At 72.2% G+C, this 16,746-nt stretch carries 14 protein-coding genes; 8 read left to right on the top strand and 6 right to left on the bottom strand.

Translation table 11 applies throughout. The annotated features are described in order from the left end of the window. Positions 1-32: 32 nt before the first annotated feature. The 5 genes from ACH4RG_RS27035 to ACH4RG_RS27055 all read right to left on the bottom strand — a co-directional run bounded on the left by ACH4RG_RS27035 (position 33) and on the right by ACH4RG_RS27055 (position 4,832). Complete coding sequence (locus ACH4RG_RS27035) at positions 33-1,568, bottom strand: SulP family inorganic anion transporter (protein WP_397924395.1); 1,536 nt, start codon at positions 1,566-1,568, stop codon at positions 33-35. Between the two features lie 81 nt (positions 1,569-1,649). Next, positions 1,650-2,249, bottom strand: coding sequence for a carbonic anhydrase (locus ACH4RG_RS27040; protein ID WP_397924393.1), 600 nt, complete (start codon positions 2,247-2,249; stop codon positions 1,650-1,652). Positions 2,250-2,618: 369 nt separating this feature from the next. Then, entirely contained in the window at positions 2,619-3,278 is a 660-nt protein-coding gene (locus ACH4RG_RS27045) for a response regulator transcription factor (RefSeq protein WP_397924391.1), read from the bottom strand. Further along, positions 3,208-4,707 carry a sensor histidine kinase gene (locus ACH4RG_RS27050; protein WP_398540387.1) on the bottom strand — a complete coding sequence of 500 codons (1,500 nt, stop codon included), beginning with the start codon at positions 4,705-4,707 and terminating at the stop codon, positions 3,208-3,210. Before ACH4RG_RS27050 ends, ACH4RG_RS27045 begins: the two co-directional genes overlap by 71 nt. Further along, positions 4,707-4,832 (bottom strand): hypothetical protein, encoded by a 126-nt coding sequence (locus ACH4RG_RS27055; protein WP_397924387.1) that lies wholly within the window; start codon positions 4,830-4,832, stop codon positions 4,707-4,709. The genes ACH4RG_RS27050 and ACH4RG_RS27055 overlap by 1 nt, the downstream gene beginning before the upstream one ends. 773 nt (positions 4,833-5,605) lie before the next feature. On the opposite strand from ACH4RG_RS27055, the gene ACH4RG_RS27060 reads away from it, so the two are divergent. The 8 genes from ACH4RG_RS27060 (at position 5,606) to ACH4RG_RS27095 (ending at position 14,047) form a co-directional block, all read left to right on the top strand. Continuing rightward, complete coding sequence (locus tag ACH4RG_RS27060) at positions 5,606-5,761, top strand: hypothetical protein (RefSeq protein WP_274028574.1); 156 nt, start codon at positions 5,606-5,608, stop codon at positions 5,759-5,761. A gap of 130 nt (positions 5,762-5,891) precedes the next feature. Beyond that, positions 5,892-7,133, top strand: a complete 1,242-nt coding sequence (locus ACH4RG_RS27065) for a hypothetical protein (RefSeq protein ID WP_397924384.1) — start codon at positions 5,892-5,894, stop codon at positions 7,131-7,133. A gap of 36 nt (positions 7,134-7,169) precedes the next feature. Then, a complete protein-coding gene (locus tag ACH4RG_RS27070; protein WP_397924382.1) occupies positions 7,170-7,685 on the top strand; it encodes a hypothetical protein in 516 nt (171 codons plus the stop codon). A gap of 107 nt (positions 7,686-7,792) precedes the next feature. Beyond that, positions 7,793-9,049 (top strand): MFS transporter, encoded by a 1,257-nt coding sequence (locus ACH4RG_RS27075; protein WP_398540397.1) that lies wholly within the window; start codon positions 7,793-7,795, stop codon positions 9,047-9,049. Positions 9,050-9,366: 317 nt separating this feature from the next. After that, the gene (locus ACH4RG_RS27080; RefSeq protein WP_397931637.1) at positions 9,367-9,840 is read left to right on the top strand and encodes a DUF6643 family protein; all 474 of its coding nucleotides are present in this window, start codon (positions 9,367-9,369) and stop codon (positions 9,838-9,840) included. Positions 9,841-9,971: 131 nt separating this feature from the next. Continuing rightward, positions 9,972-10,808, top strand: a complete 837-nt coding sequence (locus tag ACH4RG_RS27085) for an MOSC domain-containing protein (RefSeq protein ID WP_398540388.1) — start codon at positions 9,972-9,974, stop codon at positions 10,806-10,808. A gap of 35 nt (positions 10,809-10,843) precedes the next feature. Next, positions 10,844-11,449 carry a hypothetical protein gene (locus tag ACH4RG_RS27090; RefSeq protein WP_397924376.1) on the top strand — a complete coding sequence of 202 codons (606 nt, stop codon included), beginning with the start codon at positions 10,844-10,846 and terminating at the stop codon, positions 11,447-11,449. Between the two features lie 168 nt (positions 11,450-11,617). Next, positions 11,618-14,047: a right-handed parallel beta-helix repeat-containing protein gene (locus ACH4RG_RS27095; protein ID WP_397924374.1), complete on the top strand. Its 2,430-nt coding sequence runs from the start codon at positions 11,618-11,620 to the stop codon at positions 14,045-14,047. Here ACH4RG_RS27095 and ACH4RG_RS27100 read toward each other — a convergent pair. After that, positions 14,014-16,524, bottom strand: coding sequence for a hypothetical protein (locus tag ACH4RG_RS27100; protein ID WP_398540389.1), 2,511 nt, complete (start codon positions 16,522-16,524; stop codon positions 14,014-14,016). The two genes, ACH4RG_RS27095 and ACH4RG_RS27100, sit on opposite strands and share 34 nt — an antisense overlap. Positions 16,525-16,746: the final 222 nt, after the last annotated feature.

The following is a 16,746-nucleotide window of genomic DNA, read 5'->3' on the forward strand; positions in this document are numbered from 1 at the left end:
CGCCGGACACGCCCGCGGGTCCCGGTGGTCCGCTAGCGGCCCCCGGTGCGCGGAGGACCATCACCGTCCGGGGCGGCGCCCGCGAGGGCGACCTCGCGCGGCGGGTCGTCCGGCGCCGGGGCGGAGCCCTGGACGGCGCCGCTGTGCGCGGTCCACGCCTCCAGGGCGGTGCGGCAGGCGTGGTCCAGGTGGCGGAGCCGCGAGAGGTCGAGCTCCACCGGCCGGTCCTTCGGCAGGGCCTCCAGGGTGTCGAGGATCAGCGGCAGGCGCAGGAAAGTGGCGCTGCCGCTGAGGGAGACCCTGGTGCGGTCGTCCTGCTCGTCGATGTCGAGGCGGACCGCGGAGGTCTCCCAGGCCGTCTTGATCACGGCCAGCCCGATGCCGAGCAGCACGCCCATGAACATGTCGGTGAGGACGATCGCCAGCGCGGTCACCACCAGGACCACGGCCTCGCCCCGGTGTTCACGCCAGAGCGGTCGGAAGGTCGCGACGGGGATGAGCTTCGCTCCGGCGTGGACCAGGATCCCGGCGAGGGCGGCCACGGGGATCAGACCGAGCACGGCGGGGAACAGGGCCGCGAACAGCAGCAGCCAGGCTCCGTGCATGATCCGGGAGGCCTTGGTGCGCGCACCTGCCTGCACGTTGGCCGCACTGCGCACGATGACGGCGGTCATGGGCAGCGCGCCGACGAGGCCGCAGATGGTGTTGCCCGTCCCCTGGGCGATGAGTTCCTTGTTGTACTGCGTGCGCGGCCCGTCGTGCATCCGGTCCACGGCGGCGGCGCTGAAGAGGGATTCGGCCGAGGCGATGAGCGTGAAGGCGAGGATGACGCCCAGGAGACTGACGTCGGCCAGGAGGCCGAAGTCGTCCAGGCCCGTCAGCCGCATCGAGTCGATCAGCCCCTGCACCTTGATGGGAGCGACGGGCAGGTCGAACACGGCCACCGCCGCGGTGGCCAGCCCCACGGCCACCAGCGGCCCGGGGAGCACCTGGGGCAGGCGTCCGGGAAGCCGCTTCCAGAAGATCAGTACGGCGATGGTGCCGACGCCGATCGCCGTGGAGGAGATCGCCGTGGCGCCCGTGATCCGCGTGAACAGTTCCGGCAGCCCGGCCAGGTTGTCGAGACCGTTGCCGGGGGCGCTGGCCCCGGCCATGGCGTAGAGCTGACTGCCGATCAGGACGAGACCGATGCCGGCGAGCATGCCGTGGACGACGGCGGTCGATATGGCGCGGAACCACCGGCCGAAGCCGACGAGACCGAGCCCCACCTGGAGGAGCCCCGTGGACAGGACGAGGACGCCGAGCGCCGCGACGCCGTGGGTGGTGACCGCCTCGTACACCAGGACGGTGAGCCCGGCGGCCGGGCCGCTGACCTGGAGCGAGCTGCCGGGCATCGCGCCGGCGATCAGCCCGCCGACGATGCCCGTGACCAGGCCCAGTTCGGCGGGGACACCGGAGGCGACGGCGATGCCGACGCACAGGGGCACGGCGACGAGGAACACCACGATCGAGGCGAGGAAGTCGCGGGACAGGGCGTCCGGGCGTAACCGGAGTTGTGGAGACGACATGAGAGCTTCAGCTCCTAGAGGAGTGGGGGGAGACAGCAGGTGGCGGCGGGAGCGGCCCGCGTGTTCACCGGTGGGTCGCTGTCACAGGGAGGAGAAGGTTCCGGTGGAGGGGCGGTGGGCCTGCACGGCGCCGGTGTGGACCTCGTAGTACCAGGCGTGCAGCCCGAGCCGGCCTTCGCGCACGGCGCGGCTCACGCACGGGTAGTCGCGCAACGCGTCCAGTTGCGCCACCGCGTGGCGCTGTACCGGCTGTTCGCAGTCGGGGCCGAACTCGTCGGGGTGCTGAGGACCGGCCGTCTGAGCGCATCTGCCGAGCCAGCCGCGTACCGCCGGCAGGGTCCGCAGGTCGTCGCCCCTGGCCAGGGCTCCGACGGCCCCGCAGTGGGAGTGCCCGCAGAGGATGATGTCGGACACCTCCAGCACGCAGACGGCGTACTCGATCGTCGCCATCTCGCTGGTGGGCGCGTCCGGATCGTAGGGCGGGACGATGTTTCCGGCCGTGCGCATCTCGAAGAGCTCGCCGGGGCCGGAGTCGGTCAGCAGGGTGGGGACCACCCGGGAGTCGGAGCAGGTGATGAACATGGTGGAGGGCAGTTGGCCGGCCTCGAACTCCTTGAGTTCACGGCCTGCTCCGTCGCAGCGGGCGGAGAAGGTGCGGGCGTGTTCGATGAGTTGTCGCACAGGAGTGTCCTCCATACGGAAGTGGCGTGTGGCTCTTCACGCGGGGCGGGGCTCTCACCCCGCCCACAACCGGGCCTTCGTGGCACACGGATGGCCCGGGTGCCACGGGGGATCAGGTGCGGGTACTCGCGGCGCAGGGCAGGCGGGGGGTTCGCCTCCGTGTCTGCTGGTCCGGTGTTGCGGCGGCGCCCTGTTTCCGGGCAGGGCCGCGGCGACCGTCTGCGCCGCTCACGGGCCCCGCGTCACCGATGACCCGTAAGGAGGAGTCTCGGGGCGGGCGATGAGGTGGCGGTGAGACAGCGGTGAGACTGTTCTCATGGGTCCCTGGGGGTGTGTCCGCCGCCGGGCGAAGGCCGCCCGCCCCGGTGGTCAGGCCCGGAGCCGGTAGCCGACGCCCCGCACGGTCTGGACCCGGTCGGCGCCGATCTTGCGCCGCAGATAGCGGATGTAGACGTCGACAATGTTCGACCCGGGGTCGTAGTCGAACCCCCATACCTGACTGAGCAGTTGCTCGCGGGACAGCACCCGGTCGGGGTTGCGCATGAGGATCTCGGCGAGGGCGAACTCCCGGGCGGACAGGTCGGAGACACGCTCGCCCACCTGGGCCCGGCGGGTGCGGAGGTCGAGGATCAGATCGCCCACCCGCAGCAGAAAGTTCTCCGCCGGCTCCTCACGGCGCAGGCGCAGTCGTACCCGGGCCAGTAACTCGTCGAAGGCGAAGGGCTTGACCATGTAGTCGTCGGCGCCGCTCTCCAGTCCGGCCACGATGTCGCTCACGCCGTCGCGCGCGGTGAGGATGACGACCGGCAGGGAGATGCGCGCCTTACGCAACTTGCGCAGCACCGCCAGCCCGTCGTCGCCGGGCAGTCCGAGGTCGAGGATCAGGAGGTCGAAGTCCCGGCCGCGGGCGTGCTCGTAGGCGGAGACTCCGTCGGTGACGACCCGGGTGACGTACCCGCTACGGCGCAGGCCTTTTTCGACGAAGGCAGCGATTCTTTCCTCGTCCTCGGCTATCAAGATCCTGCTCACCATGGGTTCCTTCCGTCGTGGGCTGCAGTGCGGGAAGGTCGATGACGAATCTCGCGCCGCCCCCGGGTGCCTCCTCGACGTGGGCGACGCCGTCATGTGCCTGGGCGATCTCGCGGACCAGCGCGAGGCCCAGCCCGATGCCTGGAGCGGCCCGGCCGGGAACCGCGTTGCCCCCCTGATAGAAGCACTGGAAGATCCGTTCGCGGTCCTCCGGGGCCACGCCGGGCCCGGTGTCCGCGATCCACAGCAGTACCCTGCCGCGCCGCAGGCGTGACCCGATCTCGATGGCGTCTCCTTCCCCGGTGTGACTGACCGCGTTGGCTGCGAGCTGCATCAGGGCCTGGGTGACCCGCTGCTCGTCCAGATGCACGCTGACGTCGGCGACCTCGGCCACCGTCCAGTGCCTGCGCCCCAGCGCCTGGGCCTTGGCGGCGGTGTCGACCACCAGGTCGGTCAGACTGGTCTGGCCGAGGCTGAGGAAGTCGGGGCGCTCGGCCCGGGCCAGGAGCAGCAGGTCGTCCACGATCCGCCGCATCCGGTCGAGTTCGTCGAAGAGCAGGGCGCGGGTCTGGCCGCGTTGGCTGTCGGGGTCCTCGTCCATCAGCTCCAGATGTCCGCGCAGGACCGTGATGGGGGTCCGCAGTTCGTGCGCGACCTCGTCCAGGAACTGGCGTTGCGCGGTGAAAGCGCCCGACAGGCGGTCGAGCATGTGGTTGAACGTCTCGGCCAGTTCCGCCACGTCGTCGTTGCCCCGCACCGGCAGCCGCTGGGTCAGGTCTGTCTCGCTGATCCGCTCGGCGGTCTGCCTGACCAGCCGGATCGGAGCCAGCACCCGGCCCGCTACCAGCCAGCTGGCCAGTCCCGCGACCACCAGGGCAAAGCTTCCCGATGCCAGCAGCAGCCGTGCCATGTGGCGTTCCTGCCGCAGTTCCCGGTCCCGGAAGGTGACCAGGACGAGCCGGCTGTCGACGTGGTCGCCCGCCATCTGTACCGGCACGACACCGTAGCGGACCGTGCCGGCCGGGGAGTCCAGCGACCTGATACGGGTGTCGGCCGTCCGCGCCATCAGGGCGACGACCTCCGGGTCCCGGTCCAGACGGACCGGAACCGGGCCGGGGCTGCGGCGGTCGGCCCGTCCGTTCACGACGCTGAAGAAGGCGGCGTTGTGCTCGGGCCGGTGGACCGCCATGAACGCCGTCAGCAGCGAGGCGCCGGTGGTGAAGCGCTCACCGCTGTACGGGTCGCGCGAGGTGCGGGCGAACGCGCGTAGCTTGTCGGCCTCGGACAGGAGTTGCGCGTCGACCTGTCGGTTGAGCTCCGCCTGCCAGACGATCGTGATCCCGAAGGTGGGCACGGCCAGGGCCGCGCTGAGAAGCATGAGCATCCAGCCGACGATCCGGGACCGGGCGCTGGTCGGGCGCCTGAGCATCAGTCGTCCCACTCGTCGTCCGCATCCCCCCGATTGCCGTGTGAGGCTTCCTCGTTCTCGTCGTCGGGCTCGTCCTCCGCGTCTTCCGCGTCTTCCGCGTCTGCCGGGTCCTCCTCGTCGCCCACAGCGCCTGTGTCGCCCACGTCGCCCCTGGGAACACGTGAGGCCTTCTCGTCGTCACCCGTGGTTCGTGACGCTCCCCCGGCGGCCCCGCCGCCTTTCGGGAGCCCGTGAGATGCGGTGCTCCTGTCGTCGGACTCGGGCGGCGGCGGGGGCGACACGGCCCGGCCGCCCGGGCAGGAGCCGGACGGGGCGGGCGTGGCGGGGAACGGTGCCGGTGACACGGCGGGACGGCCGGGGACGGCCGGTGCGGTGGCCGGAGGCGTGGGGCCGTGCAGGAAGGGCACGACGACCACGGGCCCCATGGAGGGCGGCACCTTCTGCCCGGGCCATATCCATACAACCAGTAACACCAGTGTTCCTGCTCCACACCCTGCCAATACCGACCCCACCCCACGCCACAGCATCGGACCAGTCTGCCTTCGCGGGGTCCCGGGGACGGACATGAGGAAAACATTCTCATCTTCGGTGGCCGTCGACACGTCCGTCACCGCGTCGGCACCCCCGAGCAGGCCGGGCGACCCGCTCCCATCAGGGGCTCTGCGGATGATGCGGCCGGGTGCGCGCGCCCCGGCCCGAGCCGGTGCCAACGCGACACCGGCAGAGTGGAATCACGCCAAACCGGTCCCGAATGGGGCTGCTTCCTCATGGTTCGACATTGCCATTCATTGACAGTTGCTCAACCACGCTTTTACATTCAGCGGGCAGGCCGAGGAGGAATCCATTCGCCGTCGGTCCGCCTCAGGGAGTACCTTCCGCACTATCACCGGAGGACCTCATGGAACACCTGATCAAGAAGATGGCCCAGGATCACGTCTGGCAGAATTGGCTCGCCGCCAACTCGGCCCAGCAGGCCGCGAAGAACGGCTGCATCAGCGCGGCACCCAAGAGCGGGTGCATCAGCGCCGCACCGAAGGCCGGCTGTATTTCCTGATCGGCCGGGGGCGCCCGGGACCAGCTCTGTGAGAGATTCCTCCCCCACCACAGCATGTTCCCGGGCGCCTCGACTCCGTCTTCCTCATAGCCCGTATTTCTTCAGCTATGCGAAACATGAGAAGGAATTAATGAAGGGCCAGCCGACCAGCTCTGTCATCGAGCATATTCGTGACATACCGATCTACCAGGAGTCCCTGGCGAAGGGGCACTTCCCCCTGCTCGACAAGCCGGAGATCGCCCGCGGGTTCCCCGACAACTGGATGACGCCGCGGCTGGCGGCGGCGCTGGAGAACGGTGAGGCGGAGTTCGTCCTGTCCACGGGCACCAACCACGCCCGGATGCAGATCATCCGGCCTCCGTACTTCCTGCTCCGTTCCTACTACGAGTTGTGGCGGAACCACCCCGACATCGGCGAGACGTGGGAATCGGGCTGCCGCCGGGTCTCCCTCACCACAGTGCTCGCGACGGAGCACGTGGCGCGGGTCAACGCCGCCCGCCGCGGCGTGGAGCACAAGGGAATACCCATCCTGGCCGACCGCTGGCTCGACGAGCGCACCTGCTACCTCAACCTGCGGCTGGATCCGGCGCAGTGGGTCCGCAAGGACGTACTGCGGATGCTCCGTGAGATCGACCTGGCTCGGAGCACACACCCCCAGGGCCGGTACCACCTCGACTGCTCCGGCTACCACTTGGCGCACCTGGTGCGCAAGGCGGAGGCCTGGGGTCTGCTGGACGCCTTCCCCGCGCCGGCCAGCGTCATCACCGCCTACGAGTACACCCCGGTGAACGTACGGCGGTTCCTGCACCGGCGCTTCGCCTGCCCGGTCATCGACCTGTTCGGCAGTACGGAGTTGGGCTACCTCTACTACAGCGACCGGGAGGGCCGGTACTGGCCCCACCTGGCCGGGATGAGCGTCGAACTCCTGCCGGTGGCCCCCGGAAGCACGATCCACCAGCTCATCGTCACCAGTGTGCGCAATCCCTACATGCCGCTCGTCCGCTACCGGTCGGGCGACTGTGTGCGCACCCTGGACGGCTCGCCGGACCCCGCGGCGATCACCCAGTTCTGTGGTCGTCAGAAGGAATTGCTGAGCACACCGAACGGCCCGGTCGCCCAGGGCGACCTCGACCGGCATATCGCGAACGCTTCCCCCCGGATCTTCCTGCACCAACTGCACCTCCAAGGCGACGCCGACGCCTCCCTCTTGTACACGACGTTCACCGACGAACCCCTCGGGGCCACGGAGGCCGCCGCGTTGCGGCAGGTCGTCTCCGAACTGACCGGACGGAACTGCCGGATCGAACACCGCACCCATATCCCCATCGGGCGCTCCGGCAAGTACGCCTGGCTCGTCGGCTCCGGCACCTGACGCACCGCCACCTCCCCTCTCAGGAAACGGAGTGCCATGACCAGCGGACAGACACTCTCCGCCGACGACCTGAAGCGTCTTCTCGGGGACGCGCTGCACACCGAGGTGATACAGCATTTCCGCGACAAGGCGCCGGACACACCTCAGGACTTCGTGGAACGTCAGGTCACCGAATGCCTGCGGTATCTCTACCTCGTCTCCCGGTACCGGGAGAGGCTCGCCGGGCTTTTCCTGCCCGTCGAACAGGACATCGACGAGATATGGCACTACCTCATCCTGCAGACCCGCGAATATCGCGCGCTGTGCGAAGAACGGCTTCCCGGACGGTTCTTCATCAACCACCGCAGCATCGCCTACGAGAACTACCAGGAAGAGCCGGGACGCGAACAGGCATTGGAAGAGGCGTTGCGCTGGATTCCCCTCTACTGCCAGGAATTCGGGCCCTTCGACGAAGGCGCGCTGCCGCACTGGACCATGGTCCGGTTCCTCCATGAACAGCTGGGCGTTTCCCTCACGGACATCGCGGAGCTGAAACCCCTGGCCGTTGCCTGAGGGAAGGTCTCCTCGCCCGCATGACGATCGGAAGCTCTCCCTTGTCGACTCGCATCGGACATCCGGTTGCCACGGGTGAGATTCCGGAACAGCGGCGCATTCTGGCCGTGCTGGTCCTGGCCCAGATCATGAGCGGCGCCGGCCTCACCGCGGGGATAACCGTCGGGGCCCTGCTCGCCGAGGAGATGCTCGGCTCCACCGGCCTCGCGGGAGTACCGAGCGCGCTCTTCACCGCGGGGGCCGCACTCGGCGCGCTCGGCATCGGCCGGCTCTGCGCCCGCTGGGGCCGCCGCCCCGGACTGGCGCTGGGCTACGCGACCGGGGCGCTCGGCAGCGTCGGTGTCGTGGTGGCCGCCGCCACCGGCAGCGTGGCGCTGCTCTTCCCGGCCCTCGTGGTGTACGGGATGGGTACGGCGACCGGCCTCATGGCGCGCTACGCCGGCGCGGACCTGGCCTCCCCGGCCCGGCGCGGACGGGCCGTGAGCGCGGTGCTCTTCGCCACCACCCTGGGCGCGGTGACCGGGCCCATGCTGGTGGCACCGGCCGGCGAGGTCGCGCACGTCTGGGGCGTGCCGCGACTCGCCGGGCCCTTCCTGCTGGCGGCCGCGGCGTTCGCCGCCACCGCGGTCGTCCTCGCCTGCCTGCTGCGGCCCGATCCGCTCCGGCTCGCCCAGGAGCTGGCCGTCCGGGCGGCGGGCGCCCCGGACGAGGACGAGGACACCGGCGAGGAGGGTGACGCGCGTGCGGACGCGCCCCGCGCCGGGGCCACGGCGCCCGCCGGGCGTCACGACGTCGCCGTCGGCACCACCGTGATGATCCTGACCCAGGTCCTGATGATCGGGATCATGACGATGACGCCGGTGCACATGCTGGCGCACGGCCATACCGCCCGGGCGGCCGGGCTCGTGATCTCCCTGCACGTCGGGGCGATGTTCCTGCCCTCCCCGCTCACCGGGCTGCTCGTCGACCGGATCGGCGGACGATGGGTCGCCTGCGCGTCCGGACCGCTGCTGCTGGCGGCCGGGGCACTGGCCGCCCTGTCGTCCGCGGGCTCGACGCCCGCGCTCGGCGCCGCTCTCGTACTCCTCGGCCTGGGCTGGAACTTCGGGCTGATCAGCGGCACCGCGATCGTCACCGACGCCCTGCCCCCGGACCGGCGCGCCTCGACCCAGGGGCTGGTGGACGTGGGGCTCGCGGCCGCCGGAGCGGCCGGCAGCCTGGCGTCCGGCCTGGTCGTCGCGTGGGACGGTTACCCGGCACTGGCTCTGATCGGCGGGCTGGCCGCCCTGTTGGTGCTGCCGGTGGCCGGCCGGTTCCCGCGCCGCGCACCACGCACGGCCGGTACCACCGGGCCGGGCGGGTGAGGCCGGCGCCAAAAGCCTTACGAGGGCCGGCGGAAGGCAGGGCCTTTCGGGCCGACGGACGATCTCCGTGACGCCGAACCGTGCGCATCACGCTTTGGCCAAACGCTATTCGCTCGCCTCCCCGATGCTTCGACGCCGTTCCCCTTCACGGTCGGGAGCGCGGGGCCGAAGCCCTCGCCCACCAGCGGAAAGGTCCCTCCCGTTAACGGAATCTTTAACGATGCTTTGGCGGGCCGGCCGCACAGAACCAGCGTAAAACGGATAGTCCAAAGATTGGGGCTCCCCATACAGCACATTGTGGGCTTAACTTAGGTGGCATGACGTCCCCCCGCTCCACCTTCGGCGGCGGCTACTACGCCGCGTCGTTCCCCGACACTCCGATCTACGACTCCTTGGTCGCGGAGCGGGGAACCCCTCAGATCGCCCCCATCCGGGTTCCGGCCGCCTATGACACCGGCAACAGCTACCTGCCGGCCCTGCCGTCGGCGCTGCCCGCCCTGCCCGCGGCCCCGTCGCAGCAGACCGGTTACGGTTACCCGCAGCAGCAGCCGGTGCCGCAGTACCAGCAGGCTCCGGCGCAGCACGCGCCGATGCAGCCCGCCCAGTTGCAGCACGCGCCCGCCCCGTACATCCCGCAGCAGCCCTCGGCGGTCCGCGGCTACCCGCAGCAGCCGCGGCCCGCGCCCGGCACCGGGTACGAGTCGATGCGCCCGGCCTCGCCGCGGCCCGCGCCGGCTCAGTCACCGTACGAGGACCCGTACAACCGCCCGTACCAGAGCCGGGGGTACTGAACCCGCGACTCCGTACGACGAGCTGCGCCGGGGGACGCACCGGGCACCGGCCCCATCCAGGACATATGGGGGTGAGTTGGTGCCCGGGAATCCACGCGTACGGGGTCAGAGGTTGCTGGCAGGATGGGCGCATGAGCTTTCCCGTGCTCCGTTCAGCCCACATCTATCCGGTCAAGTCGCTTGCCGCCCGCGCCTGCGACCTGGTCGCCGTCGAGCCATGGGGACTCGACGGCGACCGCCGCTGGATGCTGATCGACAAGGCGGCCAGAGCTGTCACACAGCGTCAGCAGCCCCCCATGGCGCGGATCTCGGCCGAGCTCCTGCCGGGCGGCGGCGTGCTCCTGTCCGCGCCGGGCTTTCCGCCCCATCGCGTCGAGGGGCCGGACGCCGGACGCGTCATCACCGTGGAGCTGCACCGGGACACCGTGGTGGTGGAGGAGGCGCCGGGCGACGCCCACGACTGGCTGAGCGCGGTCCTCGGCACGGAGGTCCGGCTCGTGCATCTCGACGATCCGTCGCACCGCAGGCCCGTCGACCCGCGCTTCGCCCGGCCCGGGGACATGGTCTCCCTCGCCGACGGCTACCCGCTGCTGGCGACCACCACTGCGTCGCTCGCCGCGCTCAACACTCTGATCGCCGCCGGCGGGCGGCCCGGGGAGGGCCCGCTGCCGATGGACCGTTTCCGGCCCAACGTGGTGATCGGGGAGACCGAGGCGTGGGCGGAGGACCGCTGGCGGCGGATCGCCATCGGCGAGGTCGCCTTCACGGTGGCCAAGCCCTGCGGCCGCTGTGTGATCGCGACGACCGACCAGCGCACCGCCGAGCGGGGCAGGGAACCGCTGCTCACGCTGGCCCGCCACCGGCGGTTCGGCAAGCAGTTGGTCTTCGGCCAGCATCTGATTCCCGAGGGGACGGGAGTGATCAGGGCCGGGGACCCCGTCCGGATCCTCGACGTCCTCGACGGATAGACCGACCGGATCGACAGAAGGGGCAGGGGGACGGCGTGTGGGTGCTGTGGGCACTGCTGCGCGGGCGGGGCAGTCCGCTGCGCCGTGCCACCGACCGCCGCGAGGCCTGGGTGGCGCTCGGAGCGCTGCTGCTCCTCGTGGTCGGCGCCCCCGCCGCGGGCTGGGCTGGTGGGACGGTGGCCGACGCCGCCCTCCAGCGGTCGGTGCGGGCCCAGCACGAGGAGCGCCACCCCGTCGACGCGTTCGTGGTGGGCCCGGCGGGAAGAAAGCGGTTCGCCGGTGATCCCGAGGGCGGCGTCCAACGGGCCGCGCGCACCTGGGTGGTGGCGTCCTGGAAGGCCCCGGACGGTAGCCCGCGCACCGGAGAGGTGGCCACCGCGTCGCGGCCGGGCGGCCCCGGGTCCCCGGTGCGCATCTGGACGGACGCGGCGGGCCGCCCGGTGCCGCCGCCGATGGACGGGCGCACCGCCCGGACCCACGCGGTGCTGGGCGGCATCGGCACGTTCCTGCTCGCCGCGGCATGCGTCGAGGCGGCCCGCCGACTGACCGTGCGCCGCATGGCGCGGCGGCGGTACGCACGGCTGGACCGGGAGTGGGCCGCGGCCGGTCCGGACTGGGGCAGGGCCGGAAAGGGCGACTGACCACGGCCTCCCCCGGCCGGGAACGGGCGGGGGGAGACAACGCTCCGCGGGGCGGACTCGTCAACTGCCGCCCCTCACGCGCGCTACGGTGGTCCGACCCCGTCCGCCTCCCCGGCGACGGACGGACCCGAGGCATCGCACAGCACGAGGTGGGGGCAGAGCAACGCCATGGCACAGGGCACGGTCCAGGTGACGCACACCGGCACATCGCGATGGCGCCGCCGCACGGGCGAGTACGCCTCCCTCTCCGCGGCCCTGGAGGCGGCAGCCGACGGCGACGTCCTCACCGTCGCGCCCGGGACCTATCGGGAGAACCTCGTCGTCCACCGCGCGGTGACGCTGCGCGGGCCGGAGGGTTCGGCCGGTTCCGTGCGGATCGCGCCGGTCGACGGCGTACCGCTGACCGTGCGCGCCTCCGCGGTCATCCAGGACCTCCATGTCGAGGGCCAGGACTCGGCGGCCCCGGCGCTGCTGGTCGAGGACGGCACGGCGGAGCTGACGGACCTGCGGATCGTGACGCGGTCCGCCGCGGGCATCGAGGTGCGCGGCGCGGCCCGGCCCACCGTGCGGCGGTGCACCGTCGACAATCCGGCCGGGGTCGGCATCGCCGTGCTGGACGGCGCGGGCGGCGTGTTCGAGGAGTGCGAGATCGTCTCCGCGGGCCAGTCCGGGGTCTCGGTCCGCGACGGAGGGCATCCGCGCCTGGACCGCTGCCGGATCCACCACGCGTCCGGGGCGGGGATCGGCGTCACCGGCGAGGGCAGCGGCCTGGAGGCGTTCGGCTGCGAGGTGTACGAGATCAAGGGCAGCGGCATCCAGGTCACCGCCCGTGCCTCGGCCCACCTGACCGACTGCACCGTGCACCGCACCTCCGCGGACGGCGTCACGCTGGACACCGACGCGGTGCTCACCCTCGCCGACTGCGACATCCACGACATCCCGGAGAACGCCGTCGACCTGCGGTCGCGTTCGGTGCTCACGCTGACCCGCTCCACCGTCCGCCGCTTCGGCCGCAACGGGCTCTCGGTCTGGGACCCGGGCACCCGGGTCGACGCCAACCAGTGCGAGATCCACGACAGCACGGGCGACTACCCGGCGGTCTGGGTCAGCGACGGCGCGACGGTGATACTGGACGCCTGCCGGGTGCACGACGTGCCCGACGCCCTCTTCGTCCTCGACCGGGGGTCACGCGCCGACGTCGTGGACAGCGACCTCTCCCAGATCCGCAACACCGCCGTCTCCGTGAGCGACGGGGCCACCGCCCAGCTGGACGACTGCCGGATCCGGGAGGCGTCCACGGGCGCCTGGTTCCGCGACCACGGCAGCGGCGGCACGCTGAACAACTGCACCATCGACGCGGCGCAGACCGGGGTCATCGTCACCAAGGGCGCGGACCCCACCATCGAGCGCTGCACGGTCACCTCGCCGGCCGAGGCGGGGTTCTACGTCTCGGCCGAGGGCCGGGGCACCTTCGACAGCTGCCGGGTGACGGGCAGCGAGGGCTACGGCTTCCACGTCATGGACGGCTGCCGCACCACGCTCACCCGCTGCCGCACCGAGCGGTGCGCCCGGGGCGGTTACGAGTTCCCCGAGGGCGACGCCGGCACGACCGGCCCGGTGGCCGAGGACTGCACGAGCGACGAGAGCGGTCTGCGTACGGCTTCGGCCCCGCCGCCGCCCGCGGTGCTGACGGAGACCCGGTCGACGCCCGGTCTGCTGGGCGCGCTGCCCGGGCAGCGCGCGGTCGAGCCCGCTCCGGAGCCGGTCGTCCCGGTGGAGCCGGCCCGGGACTCCTCGGCGGTCCTCGGTGAACTGGACGCGCTGGTGGGCCTGGACAGTGTCAAGCGCGAGGTGCGGGCGCTGACCGACATGATCGAGGTGGGCCGCCGCCGTCAGGAGGCCGGTCTCAAGGCCGCGTCCGTCCGCCGGCACCTCGTCTTCACCGGCTCCCCCGGTACGGGCAAGACCACGGTCGCCCGGCTGTACGGGGAGATCCTGGCCTCGCTCGGGGTGCTGGAGCGTGGCCATCTGGTCGAGGTGTCCCGGGTGGACCTGGTGGGCGAGCACATCGGCTCGACGGCGATCCGGACCCAGGAGGCGTTCGACCGGGCGCGCGGCGGGGTGCTGTTCGTCGACGAGGCGTACGCCCTCTCGCCCGAGGACTCCGGCCGGGACTTCGGGCGGGAGGCCATCGACACCCTGGTGAAGCTGATGGAGGACCACCGGGACGCGGTGGTCGTGATCGTCGCGGGCTACACCCACGAGATGGAGCGGTTCCTCACCGTCAACCCCGGGGTGGCCTCGCGGTTCTCGAGGACCATCACCTTCCATGACTACCTCCCCGAGGAGCTGCTGCGGATCGTCGAGCAGCAGGCCGAGGAGCATGAGTACAGCCTGGCGGAGGGCACCGGGGAGGCACTCCTGAAGTACTTCACGGAGCTGCCCAAGGGCCCCGCCTTCGGCAACGGCCGCACCGCCCGCCAGACCTTCGAGTCGATGGTGGAGCGGCACGCGGGCCGGGTCGCCCAGCTCGCCGAGACGAGCACGGACGACCTGACCCTGCTCTACCCCGAAGACCTCCCCGAGCTGCCCTTCTGAAGGCCCGCCTCCGCCGCCTGCCGGGGGAGGAGCGGGCCCAACTCCGCGAGGAGGTCCGCCCGCTCCTCGGCGAAGACCGGGTCGGCCTGGTAGTCGGAGTGCCCGAGGATCGGTTCGGGCAGCGGGAGCTTCGTCGTCCGCCCGTAGGCCAGGGGGTCCTTCAAGGGGCCTCGGTCGACGCCCGGGTCGGGGTCGGCGCAGATGCGGACGGGGCCGCCGATCGGGTCGGTGTCCCGCCACAGATTGCGCCAGCAGTGCACCGAGCGGTGCAGCCCGAGCAGCGGTCCGGGGCCGAAGTAGGCCGGGAACCACCGCCCGTACAGCCGCTCCAGGGGCGAGCCGTAGGTGAGCAGCGCGACCCGGCGGCGGGTCGCGTCGGGCAGTTGCCAGACGGCGGACGCGGCGAGCACGCTGCCCTGTGAGTGGCCCGAGATGACGAGCCGGCCCCGTGGCGTGGTCGTCGTCCAGGCGGACATCCGGGAGGCGAGGTCGGGAACCGCGCGCTCCGCGTAGCACGGGGGTGCGAAGGGGTGGGCAGCGCGGGGCCAGAAGGTGCCCACGTCCCAGAGGATGCCGATGGTGCGGCGGGCCGAGGCGTCCTTGTAGGCGCGGCGGCCACCGGCGACGAACAGGACGAAGCCGAAGCCGATCAGCCAGGAGCCGGTCGACTGCGCGGCCTCGGCGAACGACTCGATGAGCGGCCAGCTCCCGTCGGCGGCCCGGCCCGGCACCTCGTCGCTGCGCCAGGAGCCGACGATCGCGCCCGCCCCGAGCAGCAGGGTGGCCCCGGAGACCACGCCGACGATCCAGGGCGCCGAGTCGGTGAGGGCGGCGGTCGCGCGGATCCGGGCGATGCGGCGGGTACGGCCCTCGTCGGGCGGTTCGGGGGCGTACTCCGCCTCGATGAGCGGGCCCAGCCGGCGGGCGGTGCGCGTGGTGCGGACGATCAGCACCAGGGCCGGGACGAGCAGGAGCAGCAGGAGCACCGGGATGACGGAGGCCTGCCAGCTCAGCAGGACGGGCGGTCCGGCGAGGTCGGTGCCGTGGCCCATGCCCGGGCTCCCCGGACCGTCCAGCCAGTCGGCGACGCGCTGGGCCACTCCCCCGGTCATCACTCCGCCGAGGGCGCAGGCGAGCATCGCGACCGCGGGGCCGCCGAGTCCGTGCAGGACGGTGCGCGGTTCGGGCGAACGCCGGTGGATACCCCGGGCGACCAGGGCGAGGCCGACGACGAGGACACCCTGGCCGAGGGTGATGAGCCGGAAGGCGGTCTCGCCGGGCAGGCTGCCCGAGGACTCCCAGTCCGGGCGCGACCAGGAGGCGTACACGACGGCGAGGGCGAGCAGGGCGAGCGCGGAGCCGGGCAGATAGGTGATCAGAGCGGCGTCCAGCTTGGTGTCGCGGGTCCGTTCGCTGCGGCCCCGGCTGCAGACGACCCGGACGACGACGAGCGCGCACAGGACGATCCCGCCCTCGACGGCCGCACCGAGGAGCGGGGGCACCGGGCCGTCGGCGCTCCGGTCTTGTCGCGCGGCGGCGCCGGCGACGGCCGCGGCGACGGTCAGGAACCCGGCCGCCGTGTGGGCGGCGCGGAGCCGGGCGACGATGCGGCGGCCGTACCAGAAGCCGGGCCTGCCGAGCGCGGGGCGGAACGGGGCGAGCGGGCGCGGGGCCCCGTCGGTGTCCGGGTCGGGCGCGCCGGGGCCGGGGGGCTCCCGCGACCCGTCGGGGTCGTGGGGCTCCCGCGACCCGTCGGGGTGGTGGGGCTCCCGCGACCCGTCGGGGTCGTGCCCGTCGATGTCCTGCCCGTCGATGTCCTGCCCGTCCAGGGGGGCTTGGGACTCGTACGCGCTCCAGGTCCGGTTGGACAGGTACCACAGGAGCCCCACCAGGGCCGCGGGCACGACGGCGGCCAGGGCGAGACGGCGGCCGGGCTGCGACCACCAGCCGCCCTGCCGGGCCGACAGGAAACCGAGCCAGGAACGGCGTTCGGCGCAGGCCTCGGAACCCGCGCACTGCCAGGCCAGCAGGTCCAGGGCGACTTCGCAGGCGGCCGCCGTGAGCAGCACGGTGAGGCTGAGCGCGACGAGCCGCACCAGCACGCCGTACAGCCGGACCGCGCGGGTGCGGCCGGTGGCGGTGGGGCGCATCCAGTGGGCGAGGTTGACCACCATGAACGGCAGGAGCAACAGCCACAGGGCGCGGGAGCCGTTGCCGGAGGTGAGGCCGGACCAGCAGTACGCCTCGGCGACGGGTTCGTCCCGGTAGCGCTCGGGGTGCTTCTCGCCGTGGGCGTCCTCGGTGCGCCGGTACACGGCCGCCGTCTCGTCCCCGGTGACGCGGACGGTACGGGGGTCGCCCAGCATCTCCTGCGGGGTGGCGCCGCCGACGCCGTGGACGAGCAGTTCCAGTGCGGCTCCGGTGTGCCGCGCGGACGGGGAGTCGGGCGGGGTCGGGGGCAGGGCGGCAGGGGCCAAGGGGGGACTCTCTCTCGGGCGCGTCGGCCTCGCGGCCGACGAAGACGTGCTCAGGAGCGGACGGTGCCGTGCCGGGCGTCGCCCGCCCGCGCGGAACCATCAGTCACCCCCTGGGGGCGTGGTGACCCGCCGGTCGCGGAGTCCCGAGGATTCCGGGCGCGGGGCGGGTGCGTGAAGCGGTCTCACGGAATCTCCCCAGGTGGTACGCCGGACATGCGTGCG

The sequence above is a fragment of the Streptomyces sp. NPDC021019 genome (genome assembly GCF_044333295.1).
Lineage (GTDB): Bacteria > Actinomycetota > Actinomycetes > Streptomycetales > Streptomycetaceae > Streptomyces.

Coding starts and splice junctions, on each gene's coding strand:
- ACH4RG_RS27065 (WP_397924384.1), top strand. CDS start 5,892: ATGAAGGGCCAGCCGACCAGCTCTGTCATCGAGCATATTCGTGACATA.
- ACH4RG_RS27085 (WP_398540388.1), top strand. CDS start 9,972: ATGAGCTTTCCCGTGCTCCGTTCAGCCCACATCTATCCGGTCAAGTCG.
- ACH4RG_RS27080 (WP_397931637.1), top strand. CDS start 9,367: ATGACGTCCCCCCGCTCCACCTTCGGCGGCGGCTACTACGCCGCGTCG.
- ACH4RG_RS27035 (WP_397924395.1), bottom strand. CDS start 1,568: ATGTCGTCTCCACAACTCCGGTTACGCCCGGACGCCCTGTCCCGCGAC.
- ACH4RG_RS27060 (WP_274028574.1), top strand. CDS start 5,606: ATGGAACACCTGATCAAGAAGATGGCCCAGGATCACGTCTGGCAGAAT.
- ACH4RG_RS27095 (WP_397924374.1), top strand. CDS start 11,618: ATGGCACAGGGCACGGTCCAGGTGACGCACACCGGCACATCGCGATGG.
- ACH4RG_RS27070 (WP_397924382.1), top strand. CDS start 7,170: ATGACCAGCGGACAGACACTCTCCGCCGACGACCTGAAGCGTCTTCTC.
- ACH4RG_RS27050 (WP_398540387.1), bottom strand. CDS start 4,707: ATGCTCAGGCGCCCGACCAGCGCCCGGTCCCGGATCGTCGGCTGGATG.